This window comes from Pseudochrobactrum kiredjianiae (assembly GCF_030362795.1).
In the GTDB taxonomy this organism is placed as follows: Bacteria; Pseudomonadota; Alphaproteobacteria; order Rhizobiales; family Rhizobiaceae; genus Pseudochrobactrum; species Pseudochrobactrum kiredjianiae.
Window position 1 is genome coordinate 379,624 of the sequence record NZ_JAUCBM010000001.1, and the last position, 16,958, is coordinate 396,581.

Here is a 16,958-nt window from a genome sequence, read left to right on the forward strand (position 1 = left end):
CATAAGTACGTTTTTAAAATCACTCAGGTACGTGTCTCACGGCACCTTTGGCGGCGCTGGTGGCCATGGCAGCATAGGCACGCAGCGCTGTGGTGACTTTGCGTTTACGTACCTCTGTCGGTTTCCAAGCGGCGATGCCTTTGGCTTCCATCTCTGCGCTGCGCTTTACTAGCACAGCATCGTCAACAGCCAGATGGATTTTGCGGTTCGGAATATCGATCTCGATCAGATCGCCTTCTTCAACCAGACCGATCAGGCCGCCTTCAGCTGCTTCCGGCGAAACGTGACCAATGGAGAGACCGGAGGAGCCACCGGAAAAACGACCATCGGTGATCAGCGCGCAAGCCTTGCCCAGACCTTTGGACTTCAGATAGCTGGTCGGATAGAGCATTTCCTGCATGCCCGGACCACCGCGTGGGCCTTCATAGCGGATCAGAACAATATCGCCTTCTTTGATCTTGCCGTTGAGAATGCCGAGAACCGCACTGTCCTGACTTTCAAAAATACGGGCAGGGCCGGAGAAGGTCAGGATACTATCATCCACACCGGCAGTTTTAACGATACAACCGTCTTCGGCCAGATTGCCGTAAAGCACGGCCAAACCGCCGTCCTGTGAGAAGGCGTGTTCTTTTGTGCGAATAACACCGTTTTCACGGTCGCTGTCAGTGCTGTCAAAATAACGGTTCTGACTGAATGCAACCTGTGTCGGAACGCCGCCCGGTGCAGCGCGGAAAAACTCATCTACGCTCGCATCCGAAGTGCGTTTGATATCCCACTTATCGAGTGCGTTTTTCAATGTGCCGGAATGAACCGAGCCAACATTGGTATGAAGCAGGCCTGCACGGTCAAGCTCGCCGAGGATACCCATAATACCACCGGCACGATGCACATCTTCCATATGCACATCAGCAATCGCCGGTGCGACCTTGCACAATACCGGCACTTTGCGCGACAGGCGGTCGATATCGGACATGGTGAAATCCATTTCCGCTTCATGTGCCGCCGCCAGCAAATGCAGCACGGTATTGGTGGAACCGCCCATGGCGATATCCAGTGTCATGGCATTTTCAAAGGCTTCAAAACTGGCAACTGCGCGTGGCAACACGCTTTCATCATTACCCTCGTAATAGCGCTTGCAGAGGTCAACAACCAGACGACCGGCTTCAAGGAACAGTTCTTTACGTGCGGCATGGGTTGCCAGTGTCGAGCCGTTGCCTGGCAAGGACAGACCAAGCGCTTCAGTCAGGCAGTTCATCGAGTTGGCGGTGAACATACCGGAGCAGGAGCCGCAGGTCGGGCAGGCGGAGCGCTCAATCGCGTCCACTTCTTCGTCGGTGTATTTGTCATCAGCGGCTGCGACCATGGCGTCAACCAGATCGAGCTTCTTCTCTTTGTCACCCCAGACAACTTTACCGGCTTCCATCGGGCCACCGGAAACAAACACGACCGGAATATTGAGGCGCAGTGCGGCCATCAGCATACCCGGCGTGATCTTGTCGCAGTTGGAAATGCACACCATCGCATCAGCGCAATGGGCGTTGACCATATATTCGACCGAGTCGGCGATGATTTCGCGCGATGGCAGCGAATAGAGCATGCCATCGTGACCCATGGCGATACCGTCATCGACCGCAATGGTGTTGAACTCTTTGGCAACGCCGCCCGCTTTTTCGATCTCACGGGCAACCATCTGTCCGAGATCTTTCAGGTGTACGTGCCCCGGCACAAACTGGGTAAAGGAATTGACCACGGCGATAATCGGTTTGCCGAAATCACCGTCTTTCATGCCTGTGGCGCGCCAAAGGCCGCGCGCACCCGCCATATTGCGGCCGTGGGTGGAAGTTCTTGAGCGATAGGCTGGCATGATCTTATTCCCTTATGCATTACAGCGCTGCGAAACCCCTGTTTGCAGAAGTTGCAGAAATGCAGTGTTATCTTTTCAGATATGTCTTACAGTACCCGAGCGTACGGCGCAAAGTACAAATTGCCTCACATGCAAAAATTCTTCGTGTATGAGGTCTTAAAATAAAAAAGCATCGCCCGTTTTTGATACAGGCAATGCTTTGTCGTCGAGCATATTGGCGTTTGGCCGCTGAACTCAGAATGCTTTGAAAGTCAGTGTCGTCAGCGAGCGGACAATATGCGGAATGTTCAGCACATTATCATTGATGAATTTGCCGATATCATCACCTTCCTGAATATAAATCTTTGCGAGAAGATCAAATTCACCGCTGGTGGAATAAAGCTCTGAAGCGATTTCACGCTCATACATTGCTTTGGCAACATCATAGGTTTTGCCGGGGCTGCACTGGATCTGCAGGAATACTGGTTTCATCTCACATCTTTCCTGTAAGAGAACGGATCATATAAATTCATAACAGGCAAATGAGATTGCCGTTTGACGGCACAATTAGCAGTCTAAAGCGCGTTGTGCAATTAAACGACCACATTAAATGCACTGATAGTGCGGCTTAAAAAAGCACAGGCAGCGTATCGGATGAAGCACTGCCTGCTCTTCCTGTTTTTTAGCCGAAATCCGGAATTTACTCGGAAGCCTGTTCCTTGGCGACGCAATTTTGCAGAACTGTCATTTCCTTGGCGCTGTCATCGGCCTCAAGAAATGTCAGCGTGCCTTCATTACCTTTGGTGTGCCAGCGATAGCTGTCCTGCTCATCAATCGCTACATAGAGTGCACCGGAACCGCTTGTTGAAATGCGCATTGGCACCAGCTTGCCTTCGGTCGAAAGGACAGCAGCGGAATCATCATTTTTCAGGCCGTTAATATAAACAACATCCAAGTCGACATTGCGCTGGCAAAGATAAGACACTTTGGTGAGTGGCTGTTCAGCATTATCCTGCGCATTGGCACTGCCCGCAAAAGCAGCGAATACAAAACCTGCGGCAAGGGTAGAGAGGGCTGTTTTCAACATCAGTTTATCCTTTTGTTTATACCATATATAAGGGCATGATGCCTGCTGGAAATCAGACACTGGATTCTGCCGGAAAATGAAATGCGGGCAGGTATTTAGGTATGTCTCATAAAAAACATATCCGGCATAAATAAGATAGTTTACGGCACGATGCTGAAAACCATAACGGACGTTCATAAAAGGATATGTCCCCGCGTGATGAAAAACATTTCTATATTTCGTCATCAAATAAAGGCACCTGTTGGCCGGATCGGACTTCTTGCTGTGCTGGTTCTTTCCGGTTGTGCCGGTGTGAATTATGTTCAAGCCAAATATCAGGGGCTGCCATCCGTTGAGTTTGTTGGTACCAGCGGCACCAATTACCGGATTGTCGATAATCAGGCCGAGAGTCGTTTGCTGATCGGTCCCGGTCTTGCAGGCTCTGCGACACAAAATTTTGTCAAAGGGTTTTCCAACGGTTCAGGGCTTGGTGTCACGCCGCCGGTTGTGTTCCGCGATGTGGCGGAAGAATATCTGAAATCGACCGGCAAACGCTGCGAAACCCGCGATGTGACGCTGGTGGTCGATCCTTATTATGAGGTACGTTATAAATGTAGCCTGCGCAGTCCCCGCATGGCTTTTTAGACGAATATAAAACTGCCTGATCATAGTTGTCTTTGGCAAAGGCGAATTTTTATTTTACAATAGCCGTGCATGAGGAAGATTATTTCCGTCAGGACGGTGTATTGAGGTTCTTGTAGCATCCTTATCCGTTCCGGCTCTGTTAGTTTGTTGTTGAACATGAAACGGAGGCCATAATGATACAGATGCGAAATAGCTTTTCCGCCTTTGCTGCGCTGGTTGTTGTATCAGCGGTTTCCATATCCGTGCAGGGGTCAGTACAGGCACAGGCTGCCCAGACATTGCTGAATGTTTCCTACGATCCGACGCGGGAATTATACAAAGATTATAATGATGCTTTCGCCAAACACTGGAAGGCTGAGACCGGTGAGGATGTCACGCTGCGTGCATCCCACGGCGGTTCCGGTGCGCAGGCACGCTCCGTTATTGACGGCATTCCGGCAGATGTTGTGACGCTGGCACTGCAGAGCGACATTGATGCGATCGTTGCGAAGACCGGCAAAATCAATGCGGACTGGCGGCAGAAATTTCCGAATAATTCCGCGCCCTATACATCTACGATTGTCTTCCTGACCCGCAAGGGCAATCCGAAAGGTATTCAGAATTGGGGCGATCTGATTAAAGACGGGGTAGAGGTGATTACACCCAACCCGAAAACCTCCGGCGGTGCGCGCTGGAATTATCTGGCCGCATGGGGCTGGGCTTATAATGAATTTGGCGGCGATGAAGCCAAAGTCAAAAATTATATGACGGAACTGTTTGCCCATGTGCCGGTGCTGGATACCGGCGCACGCGGGGCAACCACCAGCTTTGTACAGCGCCAGTTGGGCGATGTGCTGCTGGCATGGGAAAACGAAGCCTATCTGTCGGTTGCGGAATTCGGACCGGATGCCTTTGATATTGTTGTGCCGCCACAATCCATTCTTGCAGAACCGCCGGTGGCTGTGGTGGACAAAAATGTGGATGCCAAAGGCACGCGTAAACTGGCCGAAGCCTACCTGACCTATCTTTATTCCGAAGAAGGACAGAAGATCGCTGCCAAGCATTTTTATCGCCCGTCCAAGCCGGAACTAGTGCCTGAAGCCGATCGCAGCTGGCTGAAGGAGGTGAAACTTCTCACCATTGATGACCCGCTCTTTGGCGGTTGGGCAAAAGCGCAGCCTGCCCATTTCGGCGATGGCGGTACATTCGATCAGATTTACAAACCGTCTAAGTAATCCTGTTTTTGATGGGAACACCAATGACAAAACCATCCACGGTAAGTGGCAGTCAGCAAAGCAAGTCTCTGCCGGTCAAGCACCGGCAGAACAAGCCGTCGTTTTTTGCAGCATGGCGCAAGCCGAGCATTCTGCCGGGTTTCGGTCTGACGCTGGGTTTCAGCGTGGCCTATCTGTCGCTGCTGATCCTGATCCCGCTGATGGTGCTGATGCTGCATGCGGTGGGGGTAGGACCTGCACGGTTCTGGCAGCTGGCGACTGATCCGCGACTGGTCAGCGCCTTACAGGTCAGCTTCTTCAGCGCGATTTTGGCGGCTGTGATCAATGTGGTCTTTGGCGGCATTGTTGCATGGGTGCTGGTGCGTTACCGTTTTCCCGGCAGGCGTCTGGTTGATGCTATGGTCGATTTGCCATTTGCATTGCCGACTGCCGTTGCCGGTATTGCGCTGACAGCGCTTTATGCGCCGAAAGGCTGGATTGGCGCGTGGCTGATGCCGCTGGATATCCGCATTGCTTTCACACAAGCTGGTATTGTTGTGGCGCTGGTTTTTATTGGTCTGCCTTTTGTGGTGCGAACCATTCAGCCGGTGATTGAGGAAATCAGTCGTGAGCAGGAAGAAGCGGCAGCAACTCTGGGTGCCAGCCGCTTTCAGACGGTATTTCGTGTGCTGTTACCGGGCTTGCTACCGGCTATCCTGACCGGCTTTTCACTGGCTTTCGCTCGTGCGGTCGGGGAATACGGCTCAGTGATTTTCATCGCCGGTAACCGGCCATATTCGACAGAAATCGCGCCATTGCTGATCTTCATCAAGTTGGAGGAGTTCGACTATTCCGCCGCTACAGTTCTGGCCACGGTAATGATGCTGATTTCCTTTGTGATGTTGCTGATTGTCAATCTCATCCAGACACGAACACGCAGGAGATATGGCTATGGCAGCTAGTGCCGGTAAATTATTCTCCCGTCGTCTGAAAAGCGTGGATAGGGGACAGAGCCAGTCTGCGGTTACAGAGAGACCGGCTGTTCGCTGGTTTCTGACTGCAGTGGGCCTGTTATTCTTGGCTTTATTTATTGTGTTGCCGTTGATTGTGATTTTTACGCAGGCTTTTAGCAAAGGCACGGGCGCTTATTGGGATGCGTTGAACGATCCTGATGCGCTTTCGGCTATTCGTTTGACCCTGCTGGTGGCGGCGATTGCAGTACCGTTGAATATGGTATTCGGCATCGCCGCTTCATGGGCGATTGCCAAATTCGAATTTCGTGGCAAGATCTTTCTCATCACGCTGATTGACTTGCCGTTTTCGGTGTCGCCGGTGATTTCAGGGCTGGTTTTTGTGCTGCTATTTGGTGGCAACAGCCTGCTTGGGCCTTGGCTGCAATCTTATAATATCCAGATATTATTCGCAGTGCCGGGCATTGTACTGGCGACAGTTTTTGTGACATTTCCCTTTGTTGCGCGCGAATTGATCCCGCTGATGCAGGAGCAGGGCACCGGAGATGAAGAAGCGGCATTGTCATTGGGCGCCAGCGGCTGGAAAACCTTTCTCTATGTGACATTGCCGAATATCCGCTGGGGGCTGCTCTATGGGGTGTTGCTGTGTAATGCGCGCGCTATGGGAGAATTCGGCGCAGTTGCCGTTGTTTCGGGTCGTATTCGTGGCCTGACCACGACAATGCCGCTGCATGTGGAGATGATGTATAGCGAGAATATCGTGGCGGCTTTTGCCGTGGCATCGCTGCTGGCCGGACTGGCGCTGATTACACTTGTTTTGAAAACTGTACTGGAGATGCGCTTTGCGCATGACGGGGTCTGATTTGTAATGCGCTTTGCGTATTACAGGGCTTAATTTGCATTGCACTGGCATGAGGGTGCCTGAAAGGATTGAGAATGGAAGTACGCGTTGTTGAGGTGCGCAAGGAGTTTGAGCAGTTTCCGGCGCTGCACAACGTTTCGCTTGATATTCATTCAGGCGAGCTGATTGCTTTGCTCGGGCCATCCGGCTCGGGTAAGACGACATTATTGCGTCTGATCGCAGGACTGGAAAGCCCGACAGAAGGTACAGTCTATTTTGGCGATGAGGATGCCTCGCATAAAACCGTGCAGGAACGCAATGTCGGTTTTGTGTTTCAGCATTATGCTTTGTTTCGTCATATGACTTTGGCGCAGAATGTCGGTTTTGGGCTGAAAGTGCGTCCGCGTGCAACACGCCCGTCCAAAACGGATATTCATAATCGTGCCGTAGACTTGCTTAATCTGGTGCAATTGCAGGGATTGGAAAACCGTTATCCGGCACAGCTTTCCGGCGGTCAGCGTCAGCGTGTCGCTTTGGCGCGTGCTATGGCAATTGAACCGAATGTGTTGCTGCTGGACGAGCCTTTCGGGGCGCTGGATGCACAGGTGCGTAAAGAGTTGCGCAAATGGCTACGTGAAATTCATGACAGTACCGGTCATACCACTGTCTTTGTGACCCACGATCAGGATGAGGCGCTGGAGCTGGCTGACCGTGTGGTGGTGATGAGTCAGGGGCGTATCGAGCAGGTGGGAACGCCGGACGCAATTTATGACAATCCGAACTCGGCTTTTGTCTATGGGTTTATCGGGGAATCCAGCCGTTTGAATGTGCGTGTCGAGCAAGGCGCAGTGTGGCTGGCTGATCGTGCGCTGGGGTTGAAAACAGATCAGGCGGATGGCGATGCCGTTTTGTATTTCCGGCCACATGATGTGGAGCTGGTTGACGGATGCGGCGGTTGTATTGCCGGTGTGGTGACGGCCACGCGACGTGTCGGAGCCAAGCGCCGTGTTGAATTGGAAGTCGGCGGTAACCGTGAAATTATTGAGATTGAAATTCCCGCAGAAAATGAAGCGGTCACCGGAAGCCGTCTGGCTTTCAGGCCGAAATACTGGCGCGTCTTCGCAACTGAAAGCTGAAAATTATTTCAGGAAATGATTCTGTCAGCACCGGATATCGGCTTTAACAGAAGGCCGATATCCGGTGTTTTTCTTTATTACGGAGAAGGACTTTCAAAATAATTTAATCCGTTTAAAGTGCGGTCAGGCAACTTTTTTCACCCTCTGACATTATAACAAAGCGTGCTGCACCCGCTTTGCTCGGGCTCGCGCAATTCCGGAGTGCAAATTGCAGAGGGTAGTGCGTTGATTTTTATAACGTAAAGTTAAAATCAGCTATGATTTGTGCTTTGCGATTTCGCCAAATTCGATCATGGCATGGGCTGCGGACGTAATTTGGTCATAACTGTTTAACACCACCGATTATACGTGAAACTTCATAAATTCACGCGATCTGAAGCATGTGTTTGCGGACTTGAAAAAATCTGATCGTCCGTAGCGGAACTTAAATCTTATAAAAGGCTGTAAAAGGCATATGCCGGCTTTGTCTTTCTCTCTTTCGTCGTTGTTTTCCCGCCCTGCTGCTGACCGTCTTTTGCCGGTTCTGCCTTTGCCAATCAGGGGGCATTATAAAACACCTGAAGAATTACAGCTGCTGGCGGTAGCGCTGGCTCGCAATGAAGCCGTGCGCCTGCCTGATTATGAAACTTTTGATTTTAACAAACGACTGGCAGAAAATGCCGGACTGATCCTGCATGCTTATCGTTCGTCGGATGCGGCATCGCGCAATGGTGAGACGATTACACCGGCGGCACAGTGGCTGCTCGACAATTATTATGTTGTCGATAAAAGCATGCAGCAGGCGCGCCGCGACTTGCCGGACAAGTTTTTGCGCCAGCTGCCATTGGCGGCGAATATTCATCCGGATGTTGCCGGTTCAAAAAACGGTGCTGCTGAAGAGAAGTCAGAAAGCCTGCCGCGGGTTTTCGCGCTGGCCTGGCTCTATGTCGCGCATAGCGACAGCAATTTTTCACTGAAAAGTCTGAAAGCACTGGTTGACGGTTTCCAGAGTGTGGAGCCGCTGCGCATCGGTGAATTATGGGCACTGCCATCGGTGATCCGCTTCATGTTGGTGGAGAATGCCCGCCGTCTTGCGCTGCGTGTTGAGCGCGCCCGTGGTATGCGTAATTTCGCTAATCGCGTGGCTGATAAGATTGTTGTGACCTCTTCGCCGGAAGAACTGCAATCCATTCTGACAGAATATAGTGAACCGGCACGGGACGGCACTTTTGCCACCCATCTGCTCTATCGTTTGCGCAGCTCTTCAACCGCGACTGGTCCGGCCATTGAATGGCTGGAGGCGCAGCTTGAAGCGAGCGGCTATGATGTGGAAGAAGTGATTGTTGAGGAACATGCCCGCCAGTCCACCGGCGGCATGACCATGGGCAATATTATCCGTTCGCTCAAAACCATTGATGATGTGGACTGGACCTCATGGGTTGAAACCGTCAGCATTATGGATGCGATCCTGCGCGAGAACAGTGATTTCGAAGACCTCGATTTCGCCTCGCGTAACAGCTACCGCGTGACCATTGAAAAGATCGCCCGCAATTCCCTGATGACGGAAATTGAGGTGACCAATACGGCACTGAAGCTTGCCCGTGAAAAATCCGTGCGTGAGCATAAAATCACCGAGCGTGAGCAGAGCGGTGCCATTGCCTATTATCTGAGTGGTAATGCCCGCACCGAACTGGAACAGGTTTGCGGTTATAAACCGCCTTTATCGACCCGTTTGCTGCGCTGGTATCGCGGCCTTGGGCTGCTGGGCATTGCCGTGCCGGTCTGGGCAATGACCGTCGGCCTGCTGGCGCTGATTTATATCTGCATGGGGCGCATTGGTTTTGACGAGAGCGAACAGTTGCTCTTTACCCTTCTCGCGCTTTTCCCGGCCTATGAAGCATCGCTTGGTCTGTTCAACTCGCTGGTGCCGTGGTTTGTGCAGCCGAACCGTCTGGTCGGCTATGAATATCGCGATGGCCTGCCTGCCGATGCGCGTACACTGGTGGCAGTTCCGACACTGATCAATTCACGCGACAGCGTGGACGAACATATCCGTAATCTCGAAGTGCATTATCTGACCAATCCGCGCGGTGAGGTCTATTTTGCAATTGTCAGTGACTGGACAGACAGCAATGTCGAAGTCACACCTGCCGATATGGAAGTGCTGGACTATGCCCGTGAGGAAGTGGCCCGGCTTAACGCGCATTATGCGGGTGAGGATTATGCAAGTAACGGGCAGGCGCGTTTCTTCTTTCTGCATCGCCGCCGCCTTTACAATCCGTCACAGGGCAGCTGGATGGGCTGGGAGCGCAAACGCGGTAAGCTGCATGAGCTGAACCTGTTGCTGCGCGGCGATCATGATACCAGCTTCTTCCCGTCGGATGTGCCGCTGCCGCGTGATATCCGCTATGTGATGACACTGGATTCCGACACTCGTCTGACACCGCAATCAGTGACCAATCTGGTCGGTAAGCTGTCGCATCCGCTTAATCATCCGGTTTTTGATGAGAAAACCGGCCGCATTACCAGCGGTTACGGTATTTTACAGCCACGGGTTACTCCGTCGCTGACCACCGGCGATGATGCATCATTCCTGCAGCGCGTATTCTCCGCCAATCGCGGTATCGACCCATATGTGTTTGCTGTTTCTGATGTGTATCAGGATTTGCTGGGTGAAGGCACTTTCACCGGTAAAGGCCTCTATGATGTTGATGCCTTTGAACGGGTGATGCAAGGCAAGATTGAGGAAAATACAGTCCTCAGTCACGATTTGCTCGAAGGCGGCTATGCCCGTTGTGCGCTCGCCAGCGATGTTGAGGTCGTGGAAGATTACCCGACGGGCTATAATGTTGATATTTCCCGTCATCACCGCTGGGCGCGTGGTGACTGGCAGTTGCTGCCATTCCTGTTCTCAACCGGCAAAGGTGTCAGCAATGTCACCCGCTGGAAAATGGCCGATAATCTGCGCCGTTCGCTCAACCCGATTATGTGGGTGATTGCGTCTTTTGCCGGTTGGTGTTTGCTGCCGCTTGGCGTTGCCACCATCTGGCAGTTGTTCCTGATTTTGGCGATGTTCGTGCCGATGATTTTCGGCATCGTCACCAATCTTATTCCCGTGAATATGGACTATTCGCTGAAAGGCCATGCGCAGTCGGTGCTGACCGATGTGACGCTGGCTTTTGCGGATATGGCGCTGCGTCTGAGCTTTATTGCCCATAGCGCAACGCTGATGGGCGATGCGATTGTCCGTACTTTCTACCGTCTGTTTGTCTCGCGCCGCTATCTTCTGGCATGGCGTGCAGCCGCGCAGATGAAGTCTTCCGATACGCTGGATTTCTATGTGCGCCTGATGTGGCCGTCGCTGCTGATCGGCGCACTGGCGTTTCTGCTTCCGGTATTGTTTGGCAGCAAAGCGGTGCTGATTGCAGTGCCTTTTGCCGTGATCTGGATTGCCTCGCCGTGGATCGCATGGGCGGTCAGCCGCTCGGCCAAACCACAGGATACGCTGGAAGTTCGTTCCAGCGATAAAGGTGATTTGCGCCGCTATGCCCGCCGCACATGGCGCTATTTTGAAGCCTTTACCAATGAGGAAGGCAACCATCTGCCGCCGGATAATTATCAGGAAGATCCGGTTGGTCTGGTGGCAATGCGTACCTCACCGACCAATATCGGTGTCTATTTCCTCTCCATTATTTCCGCCCGTGATTTCGGCTGGATCAGCTTTAACGATACGCTCACCCGTATCGGCCTGACGCTGGATACAATGGAGAAGATGGAGAAATTCCGCGGCCATCTCTATAACTGGTATGAGACTGATACGCTGAAACCATTGCAGCCGCTTTATGTGTCGGCGGTGGATAGCGGCAATCTGGCCGGTCATCTGGTTACATTGTCTTCAGCACTGGAGGAATGGGCGCAAGCACCTTCCGTCTATTTGCAAGGCGATTTTGAAGGTATTCTCGACGTCAACGACATTCTGGAAGAGGCAATTGCCGCTATTCCGGATGATCGTCGTATTCTGCGTCCATTGCGCCGCCGTTTGGAAGAGCGGATTGCCAATTTCCGCCGTGCTGTGCGGTCTTTCCGTGAAGAACCGGAAACAGCCTCTTTCCGCACCATCAATATCTCGCTCTTTGCCAAGGATATTGAAAAGCTGGCACTGGAGCTGGATGACGAGCTGGAAACCACCCAGTCGCAGGAAGCACTGGAATGGGCGCGCGCGCTGGTTGAAACCTGTAAAGCACATACAGAAGATGCTATTGGCGAGCATAATGCAGAAGAGCTGCGTGCCCGTCTGCAAGACCTTGGCCGTCGCTCGCGCCAAATGGCTTTTGACATGGAATTCGGTTTCCTTGAGCGCAAAGAACGCCGTTTGTTGTCGATCGGCTTCCGCGTTCAGGAAAATGAACTGGATGAAAGCTGCTATGATCTGCTGGCTTCGGAAGCCCGTCTTGCCAGCCTGTTTGCCATTGCCAAGGGCGATGTACCGGTAGAACATTGGTTCAAACTTGGCCGTCTGCTGGTGCCGGTCGGCTGGAAGGGCGCTTTGCTGTCCTGGTCCGGCTCGATGTTTGAATATCTGATGCCGCCATTGGTGATGAATGAACCGCTTGGCTCGCTTCTGGACCAGACCAATAAGCTGGTTGTGCAGCGCCAGATCGAATATGCAACCTCGCGTGGTCTGCCTTGGGGTATTTCGGAAGCGGCCTACCATGCCCGTGATCCACAGATGAATTATCAATATTCCAATTTCGGCGTGCCGAAACTGGGGCTGCAACGCGGTCTGTCGCGCAATGCAGTGATTGCGCCTTATGCCAGCCTTTTGGCTTCGCAATATCGTCCGGCTGATGCGGTTGCCAATTTGAAGGTCTTGCAGAAGCTTGGCGCTCTGGGACGTTACGGCTTCCACGATTCCGTGGATTTCACTCCGTCGCGTGTGCGTGAAGGTGAAAAATGCGCGGTGGTGAAAAACTATTATGCGCATCACCACGGCATGTCGATTATCGCGGTTAATAACGTGATTTTTGACGGTCGTATGCGTAGCCGTTTCCACTCCGATCCGGTGATTGAGGCGGCAGAACTGTTGTTGCAGGAAAAAGCACCGCGTGAAATTCCGATGGTTTATGCCAAGACGGAAAATCCGATGCGTGTGGATAGCGGTGCCTTTGATGAAGCGCCGATGCGCATTATCGAAGAGCCGTTGAAAGCCCCTCGCAGTGTGCATCTGATGTCCAATGGTCAGTATTCGCTGATGCTGACCGCTGCCGGTAATGGCTACAGCCGCTGGCATGATTTGGCGATTACCCGTTTCCAGCCTGATGCGTCTGAAGGCATGCAGGGCAGCTTCCTGTTCCTGCGCGATATAGAAAGCGGACGCTGGTGGTCGGCAACCGGTGAACCAACCCGTCATCTGGAAACCGAAACCAAGACGGTTTTCACGGAAGACAAGGCCGAGTTCTACAAGACTTCCGGTGACATCAAAACCGTAGTGGAAACCATTGTTACCACCGATGCTGATGGTGAAGGACGCCGGATTGATATTATCAATACCAGTTCGCGCGACCGTGTGATTGAGGTCACGTCCTATGCGGAACTGGTGCTGAATAACCCGGATACGGATGATGCGCATCCGGCTTTTGCCAAGATGTTTGTAGAAACGGAAATCGCACCGGACGGCACCACAATTTATGCTAAACGGCGCAAACGTGCACCGTCAGATACGGAAGTGCATGTGGCGCATTTCGTCACCGATTTGTCGGGTGCCGTGCGTGAGACTGAAGCCGAAACCGACCGTCGTGTCTTTATCGGTCGTGGTCGCACCTTGCGTAATCCGGCAGCATTTGATCCGGACATGAAGTTTACCGGCAGTCAGGGCACGGTGCTAGATCCGGTTGCCTCATTGCGTACCCGTGTTCGTGTTCCGGCACATAAAAAAGTGTCGCTGGTATTCTGGACATTGGCGGGCGGTTCGCGCTCTTATCTGGAAGAAAAAGCGGCATTGCTGCGTTATCCTGAAGCCTTTGCCCGTGAATATACTTTGTCATGGACACGTAGCCAAGTGCGTCTGCATCATGTCGGTATCAAACCGGCTGAGGCAACCGATTATCAGAAAACCGCTGCCTATCTGATCTATCCGGATCGCGCTTTGCGCCAGCCGTCAGAAGTGATTGCTGCGGGACTTGGTGCACAGTCTGATCTTTGGCCATTGTCGATTTCCGGCGATGATCCGATTTTTGTGCTGCGGATTGACAATGAGGCCGATCTTGAAGTGCTTCGCGGTGTGCTGAAGGCACAGGAATATTGGCGCGAAAAAGGTCTCATGGTTGATGTGGTTGTAGTCAATGAACGGGCATTCTCCTATGCGCAGGATACCCAGCGCGCAGTAGAATGGCTGAGCGAAAGCTTCCGTGTCCGCTCGCAGCATCAGGGGCAAAAACCACATCTTTTCACGGTGCGTCGCGATCAGATGAGCGAGGAATCCTATAATACGCTGCTGGCCGCTGCACGGATTGTGATGCATGCGCAGAACGGTTCTCTGGCAGAGCAGCTCAAGCGTATTCAGGAGCTTTCGGTTGATCTGGCAAGCCGCAAGGAAACCAAGCTGGAAAGCACGGATCCGCGGCTGAGCCGTCGTCGCACTACGGAGGCTGATGGCGAGCAGGTTGTCAAACTTCCGGGTGTTGCACCACACCAACTCACAACAGACAAGCAGATTTCCGGTGACGGGCTGGAATTCTGGAATAGCTATGGCGGTTTTGATACGGACGGCAATTATGTTGTGCGTCTCAACGGGGACCGCACAACGCCGCATCCGTGGATCAATGTGATTGCCAATGCGGAGTTCGGCTTCCATGTTTCAGCGGAAGGTTCCGCTTTCACATGGAGCGGTAACAGCCGTGATTATCAGCTGACCCCATGGTCGAATGATCCGGTTTCCAATCTGCCGGGTGAAGCGCTCTATATTGCGGATCGTGACAGCGGCAAGGTTTTCGCACCGACGGCCAATGTTATCCGTGATGCGGAAGTAACCTATGAAGCGCAACACGGTCAGGGTTTCAGCACGTTCACGTCCCAACATGGCGATGTGTTCTGCGAACTGACAATGGCGGTTGATCCGGACAAACCGGTGCGTCTGACACGTCTGCGTCTTGTCAATCGTGGCCAGTCTATGAAGCGTCTGCGGCTGTATAATTATGCGGAATGGGTACTGGGCAATGTTCGTGCTAAAAATGCTGCTTATATTGTGCCGCGTTTTGATACGGGCCTGGGCGCGCTCTTTGCCCGCAATCCGTATCATACCGACAAGGCAGGACAGGTCGCTTTCTTGACAGCCAATATTCTGCCTGTATCAGTCACTTCTGATCGACAAGAATTTATCGGTGCCACCGGTTCCGTGACAGAACCTGATTGTGTGATGCAGGGCAAATCTCTGTCAGGCACGGTCGAAGCCGGACGCGATCCTTGCGCGGCTCTGAGCTATGATCTGGAACTGAGTGCAGGGCAGACCAAAGAGATTCTTTTCATTCTTGGTAACGCCAAAGATGAAGAGGCGGCACAGGGACTGATGACCTATAGTCGTGGTCTGGATATGGACGATCTTTTGGCACGGACTTCTCAGCAGTGGCAGGATTTTACCGCGCCATTGCAGGTGAAAACGCCGGATCGCTCTTTCGATCTGATGGTCAATCGCTGGCTACCTTATCAGAGCATGGCTTCGCGTATTCTGGCGCGTGCGGCGTTCTATCAGGCTAGTGGTGCCTATGGTTTCCGCGATCAGTTACAGGATACACTGTCATTGCTGATGCTTGATCCGCTTTTGGCGCGCAAGCAGTTGCTCAATGTTGCCGGTCGTCAGTTTGCAGAAGGTGATGTGCAGCATTGGTGGCTGCCGGTGACGGGTGCCGATACTGGAGCTGGTGTGCGCACTCTGATCTCCGATGACGTGGTTTGGCTGTCCTATGCGGCAACGCTCTATACGCAGGTGACCGGTGATTTGGCGGTACTTGATGTGGAGATTGCCTATCTGCAGGGCCGTGCGCTGCAAGAGGGCGAACATGATGCTTTCTATCAGCCCGAGGTCTCTGACAAAACCGATACGGTCTATGAGCATTGCGTGAAGGGGCTGGAACTGGCCATGCAGCGCACCGGACAGCACGGTCTGCCGCTGATCCTTGGCGGCGACTGGAACGATGGTATGAACCTTGTCGGCGTTGAAGGCAAAGGCGAGAGCGTCTGGCTTGGCTGGTTCCTGAGCTATACCTTACAGCAGTTTATTCCGCTGAGCGTAGCGCGTGGTGATACGAGCCGTGCGGAAGCCATGCAGCAGCATCTGGATGCATTAAACAAGGCATTGGAAGAGCATGGCTGGGATGGTGAATGGTATCGGCGTGGTTATTTCGACGATGGCGCACCGCTTGGATCGCATTTGAGTGACGAATGTCAGATTGATGCCATTGCCCAGAGCTGGGCTGTATTGTCCGGCGTTGCTGATCCGAAGCGCGCAACCCAAGCTATGGCTTCCCTTGAAAAACATCTGCTGGATGAAGAGGGCGGCTTGCTGCGTCTGTTCACGCCGCCGTTTGATAAGACCGAACATGAGCCAGGTTATATTAAAGGCTATCCGCGCGGTGTGCGTGAGAATGGCGGACAATATACGCATGGTGCTACATGGGCGATCATGGCTCTGACCAAACTTGGTCGTGGTGATGAAGCTTACAAGCTGTTCTCGCTGATTAATCCGGTGCATCACGGTGAAAATCCTGAGACTTATCGTGTTGAGCCTTATGTGATTGCGGCGGATATTTACTCCGTTGAGCCGCGTCGCGGTCAGGGCGGCTGGACATGGTATACCGGTTCTGCTGGCTGGTTCTATCGTGTGGCGACAGAAGGTATTCTGGGCTTGAGCAAGCACGGCAATGCGCTGTTCCTCAATCCGGTATTGCCATCTGACTGGGATGGTTTCGAGCTGGATTATCGCCACGGTGAGGCACTGTATAAAATCATCGTGCGCAATAAGGCTGGTCGTGACAGTTTGAAAGTGGATGGCAAAGCAGTGAGAAAACGCGATGCCGGTATTGCTCTGGCAACGCAGGGGCAGCACGAAATTGTGCTGGAACTGAAATAAGTCAAAGCAGATAAAGCATGTCGCAGCTAAATGCATTCATTTGAGCTACCGCGAACATGCGACAATTAAAAGAAACTAGAGCGAGCGCAGTGGGTACGATTAAACGCAACACGCTCTAGAACTTTAAATAAAGGGCGGTGAGTAATCATCGCCCTTTATT

The 16,958-nt window shown here is 52.6% G+C and carries 9 protein-coding genes; 6 read left to right on the forward strand and 3 right to left on the reverse strand.

The annotated features are described in order from the left end of the window. Positions 1 to 19 precede the first annotated feature (19 nt). The 3 genes from ilvD to QUF18_RS01805 all read right to left on the reverse strand — a co-directional run bounded on the left by ilvD (position 20) and on the right by QUF18_RS01805 (position 2,930). On the reverse strand, positions 20 to 1,864 hold the full coding sequence (gene ilvD, locus QUF18_RS01795) for a dihydroxy-acid dehydratase (protein WP_289384716.1): 1,845 nt from the start codon (positions 1,862 to 1,864) through the stop codon (positions 20 to 22). 234 nt (positions 1,865 to 2,098) lie between these two features. Then, positions 2,099 to 2,335 (reverse strand): Lrp/AsnC ligand binding domain-containing protein, encoded by a 237-nt coding sequence (locus QUF18_RS01800; protein WP_237121037.1) that lies wholly within the window; start codon positions 2,333 to 2,335, stop codon positions 2,099 to 2,101. A 208-nt stretch (positions 2,336 to 2,543) separates the two neighbouring features. Next, positions 2,544 to 2,930, reverse strand: coding sequence for an MliC family protein (locus QUF18_RS01805; RefSeq protein ID WP_289384718.1), 387 nt, complete (start codon positions 2,928 to 2,930; stop codon positions 2,544 to 2,546). A 198-nt stretch (positions 2,931 to 3,128) separates the two neighbouring features. Here QUF18_RS01805 and QUF18_RS01810 point away from each other — a divergent pair, with 198 nt between their 5' ends. The 6 genes from QUF18_RS01810 (at position 3,129) to QUF18_RS01835 (ending at position 16,798) form a co-directional block, all read left to right on the forward strand. Next, positions 3,129 to 3,554 carry a hypothetical protein gene (locus QUF18_RS01810; RefSeq protein WP_289384720.1) on the forward strand — a complete coding sequence of 142 codons (426 nt, stop codon included), beginning with the start codon at positions 3,129 to 3,131 and terminating at the stop codon, positions 3,552 to 3,554. 182 nt (positions 3,555 to 3,736) lie between these two features. Continuing rightward, positions 3,737 to 4,768, forward strand: a complete 1,032-nt coding sequence (locus QUF18_RS01815; protein ID WP_289386089.1) for a sulfate ABC transporter substrate-binding protein — start codon at positions 3,737 to 3,739, stop codon at positions 4,766 to 4,768. Between the two features lie 23 nt (positions 4,769 to 4,791). After that, the gene (cysT, locus tag QUF18_RS01820) at positions 4,792 to 5,709 is read left to right on the forward strand and encodes a sulfate ABC transporter permease subunit CysT (protein ID WP_289384722.1); all 918 of its coding nucleotides are present in this window, start codon (positions 4,792 to 4,794) and stop codon (positions 5,707 to 5,709) included. Then, a complete protein-coding gene (gene cysW / locus QUF18_RS01825) occupies positions 5,699 to 6,580 on the forward strand; it encodes a sulfate ABC transporter permease subunit CysW (protein ID WP_289384724.1) in 882 nt (293 codons plus the stop codon). Before cysT ends, cysW begins: the two co-directional genes overlap by 11 nt. A gap of 74 nt (positions 6,581 to 6,654) precedes the next feature. Continuing rightward, positions 6,655 to 7,695, forward strand: a complete 1,041-nt coding sequence (locus QUF18_RS01830; RefSeq protein WP_289384726.1) for a sulfate/molybdate ABC transporter ATP-binding protein — start codon at positions 6,655 to 6,657, stop codon at positions 7,693 to 7,695. 454 nt (positions 7,696 to 8,149) lie between these two features. Then, the gene (locus QUF18_RS01835; protein WP_289384728.1) at positions 8,150 to 16,798 is read left to right on the forward strand and encodes a glycoside hydrolase family 94 protein; all 8,649 of its coding nucleotides are present in this window, start codon (positions 8,150 to 8,152) and stop codon (positions 16,796 to 16,798) included. Positions 16,799 to 16,958: the final 160 nt, after the last annotated feature.

Bases quoted from the DNA above. Each gene is read 5' to 3' on its own strand.
- QUF18_RS01835 (WP_289384728.1), top strand. From the start codon at position 8,150: ATGCCGGCTTTGTCTTTCTCTCTTTCGTCGTTGTTTTCCCGCCCTGCT.
- QUF18_RS01830 (WP_289384726.1), top strand. From the start codon at position 6,655: ATGGAAGTACGCGTTGTTGAGGTGCGCAAGGAGTTTGAGCAGTTTCCG.
- ilvD (WP_289384716.1), bottom strand. From the start codon at position 1,864: ATGCCAGCCTATCGCTCAAGAACTTCCACCCACGGCCGCAATATGGCG.
- QUF18_RS01805 (WP_289384718.1), bottom strand. From the start codon at position 2,930: ATGTTGAAAACAGCCCTCTCTACCCTTGCCGCAGGTTTTGTATTCGCT.
- cysW (WP_289384724.1), top strand. From the start codon at position 5,699: ATGGCAGCTAGTGCCGGTAAATTATTCTCCCGTCGTCTGAAAAGCGTG.
- cysT (WP_289384722.1), top strand. From the start codon at position 4,792: ATGACAAAACCATCCACGGTAAGTGGCAGTCAGCAAAGCAAGTCTCTG.
- QUF18_RS01810 (WP_289384720.1), top strand. From the start codon at position 3,129: ATGAAAAACATTTCTATATTTCGTCATCAAATAAAGGCACCTGTTGGC.
- QUF18_RS01815 (WP_289386089.1), top strand. From the start codon at position 3,737: ATGCGAAATAGCTTTTCCGCCTTTGCTGCGCTGGTTGTTGTATCAGCG.
- QUF18_RS01800 (WP_237121037.1), bottom strand. From the start codon at position 2,335: ATGAAACCAGTATTCCTGCAGATCCAGTGCAGCCCCGGCAAAACCTAT.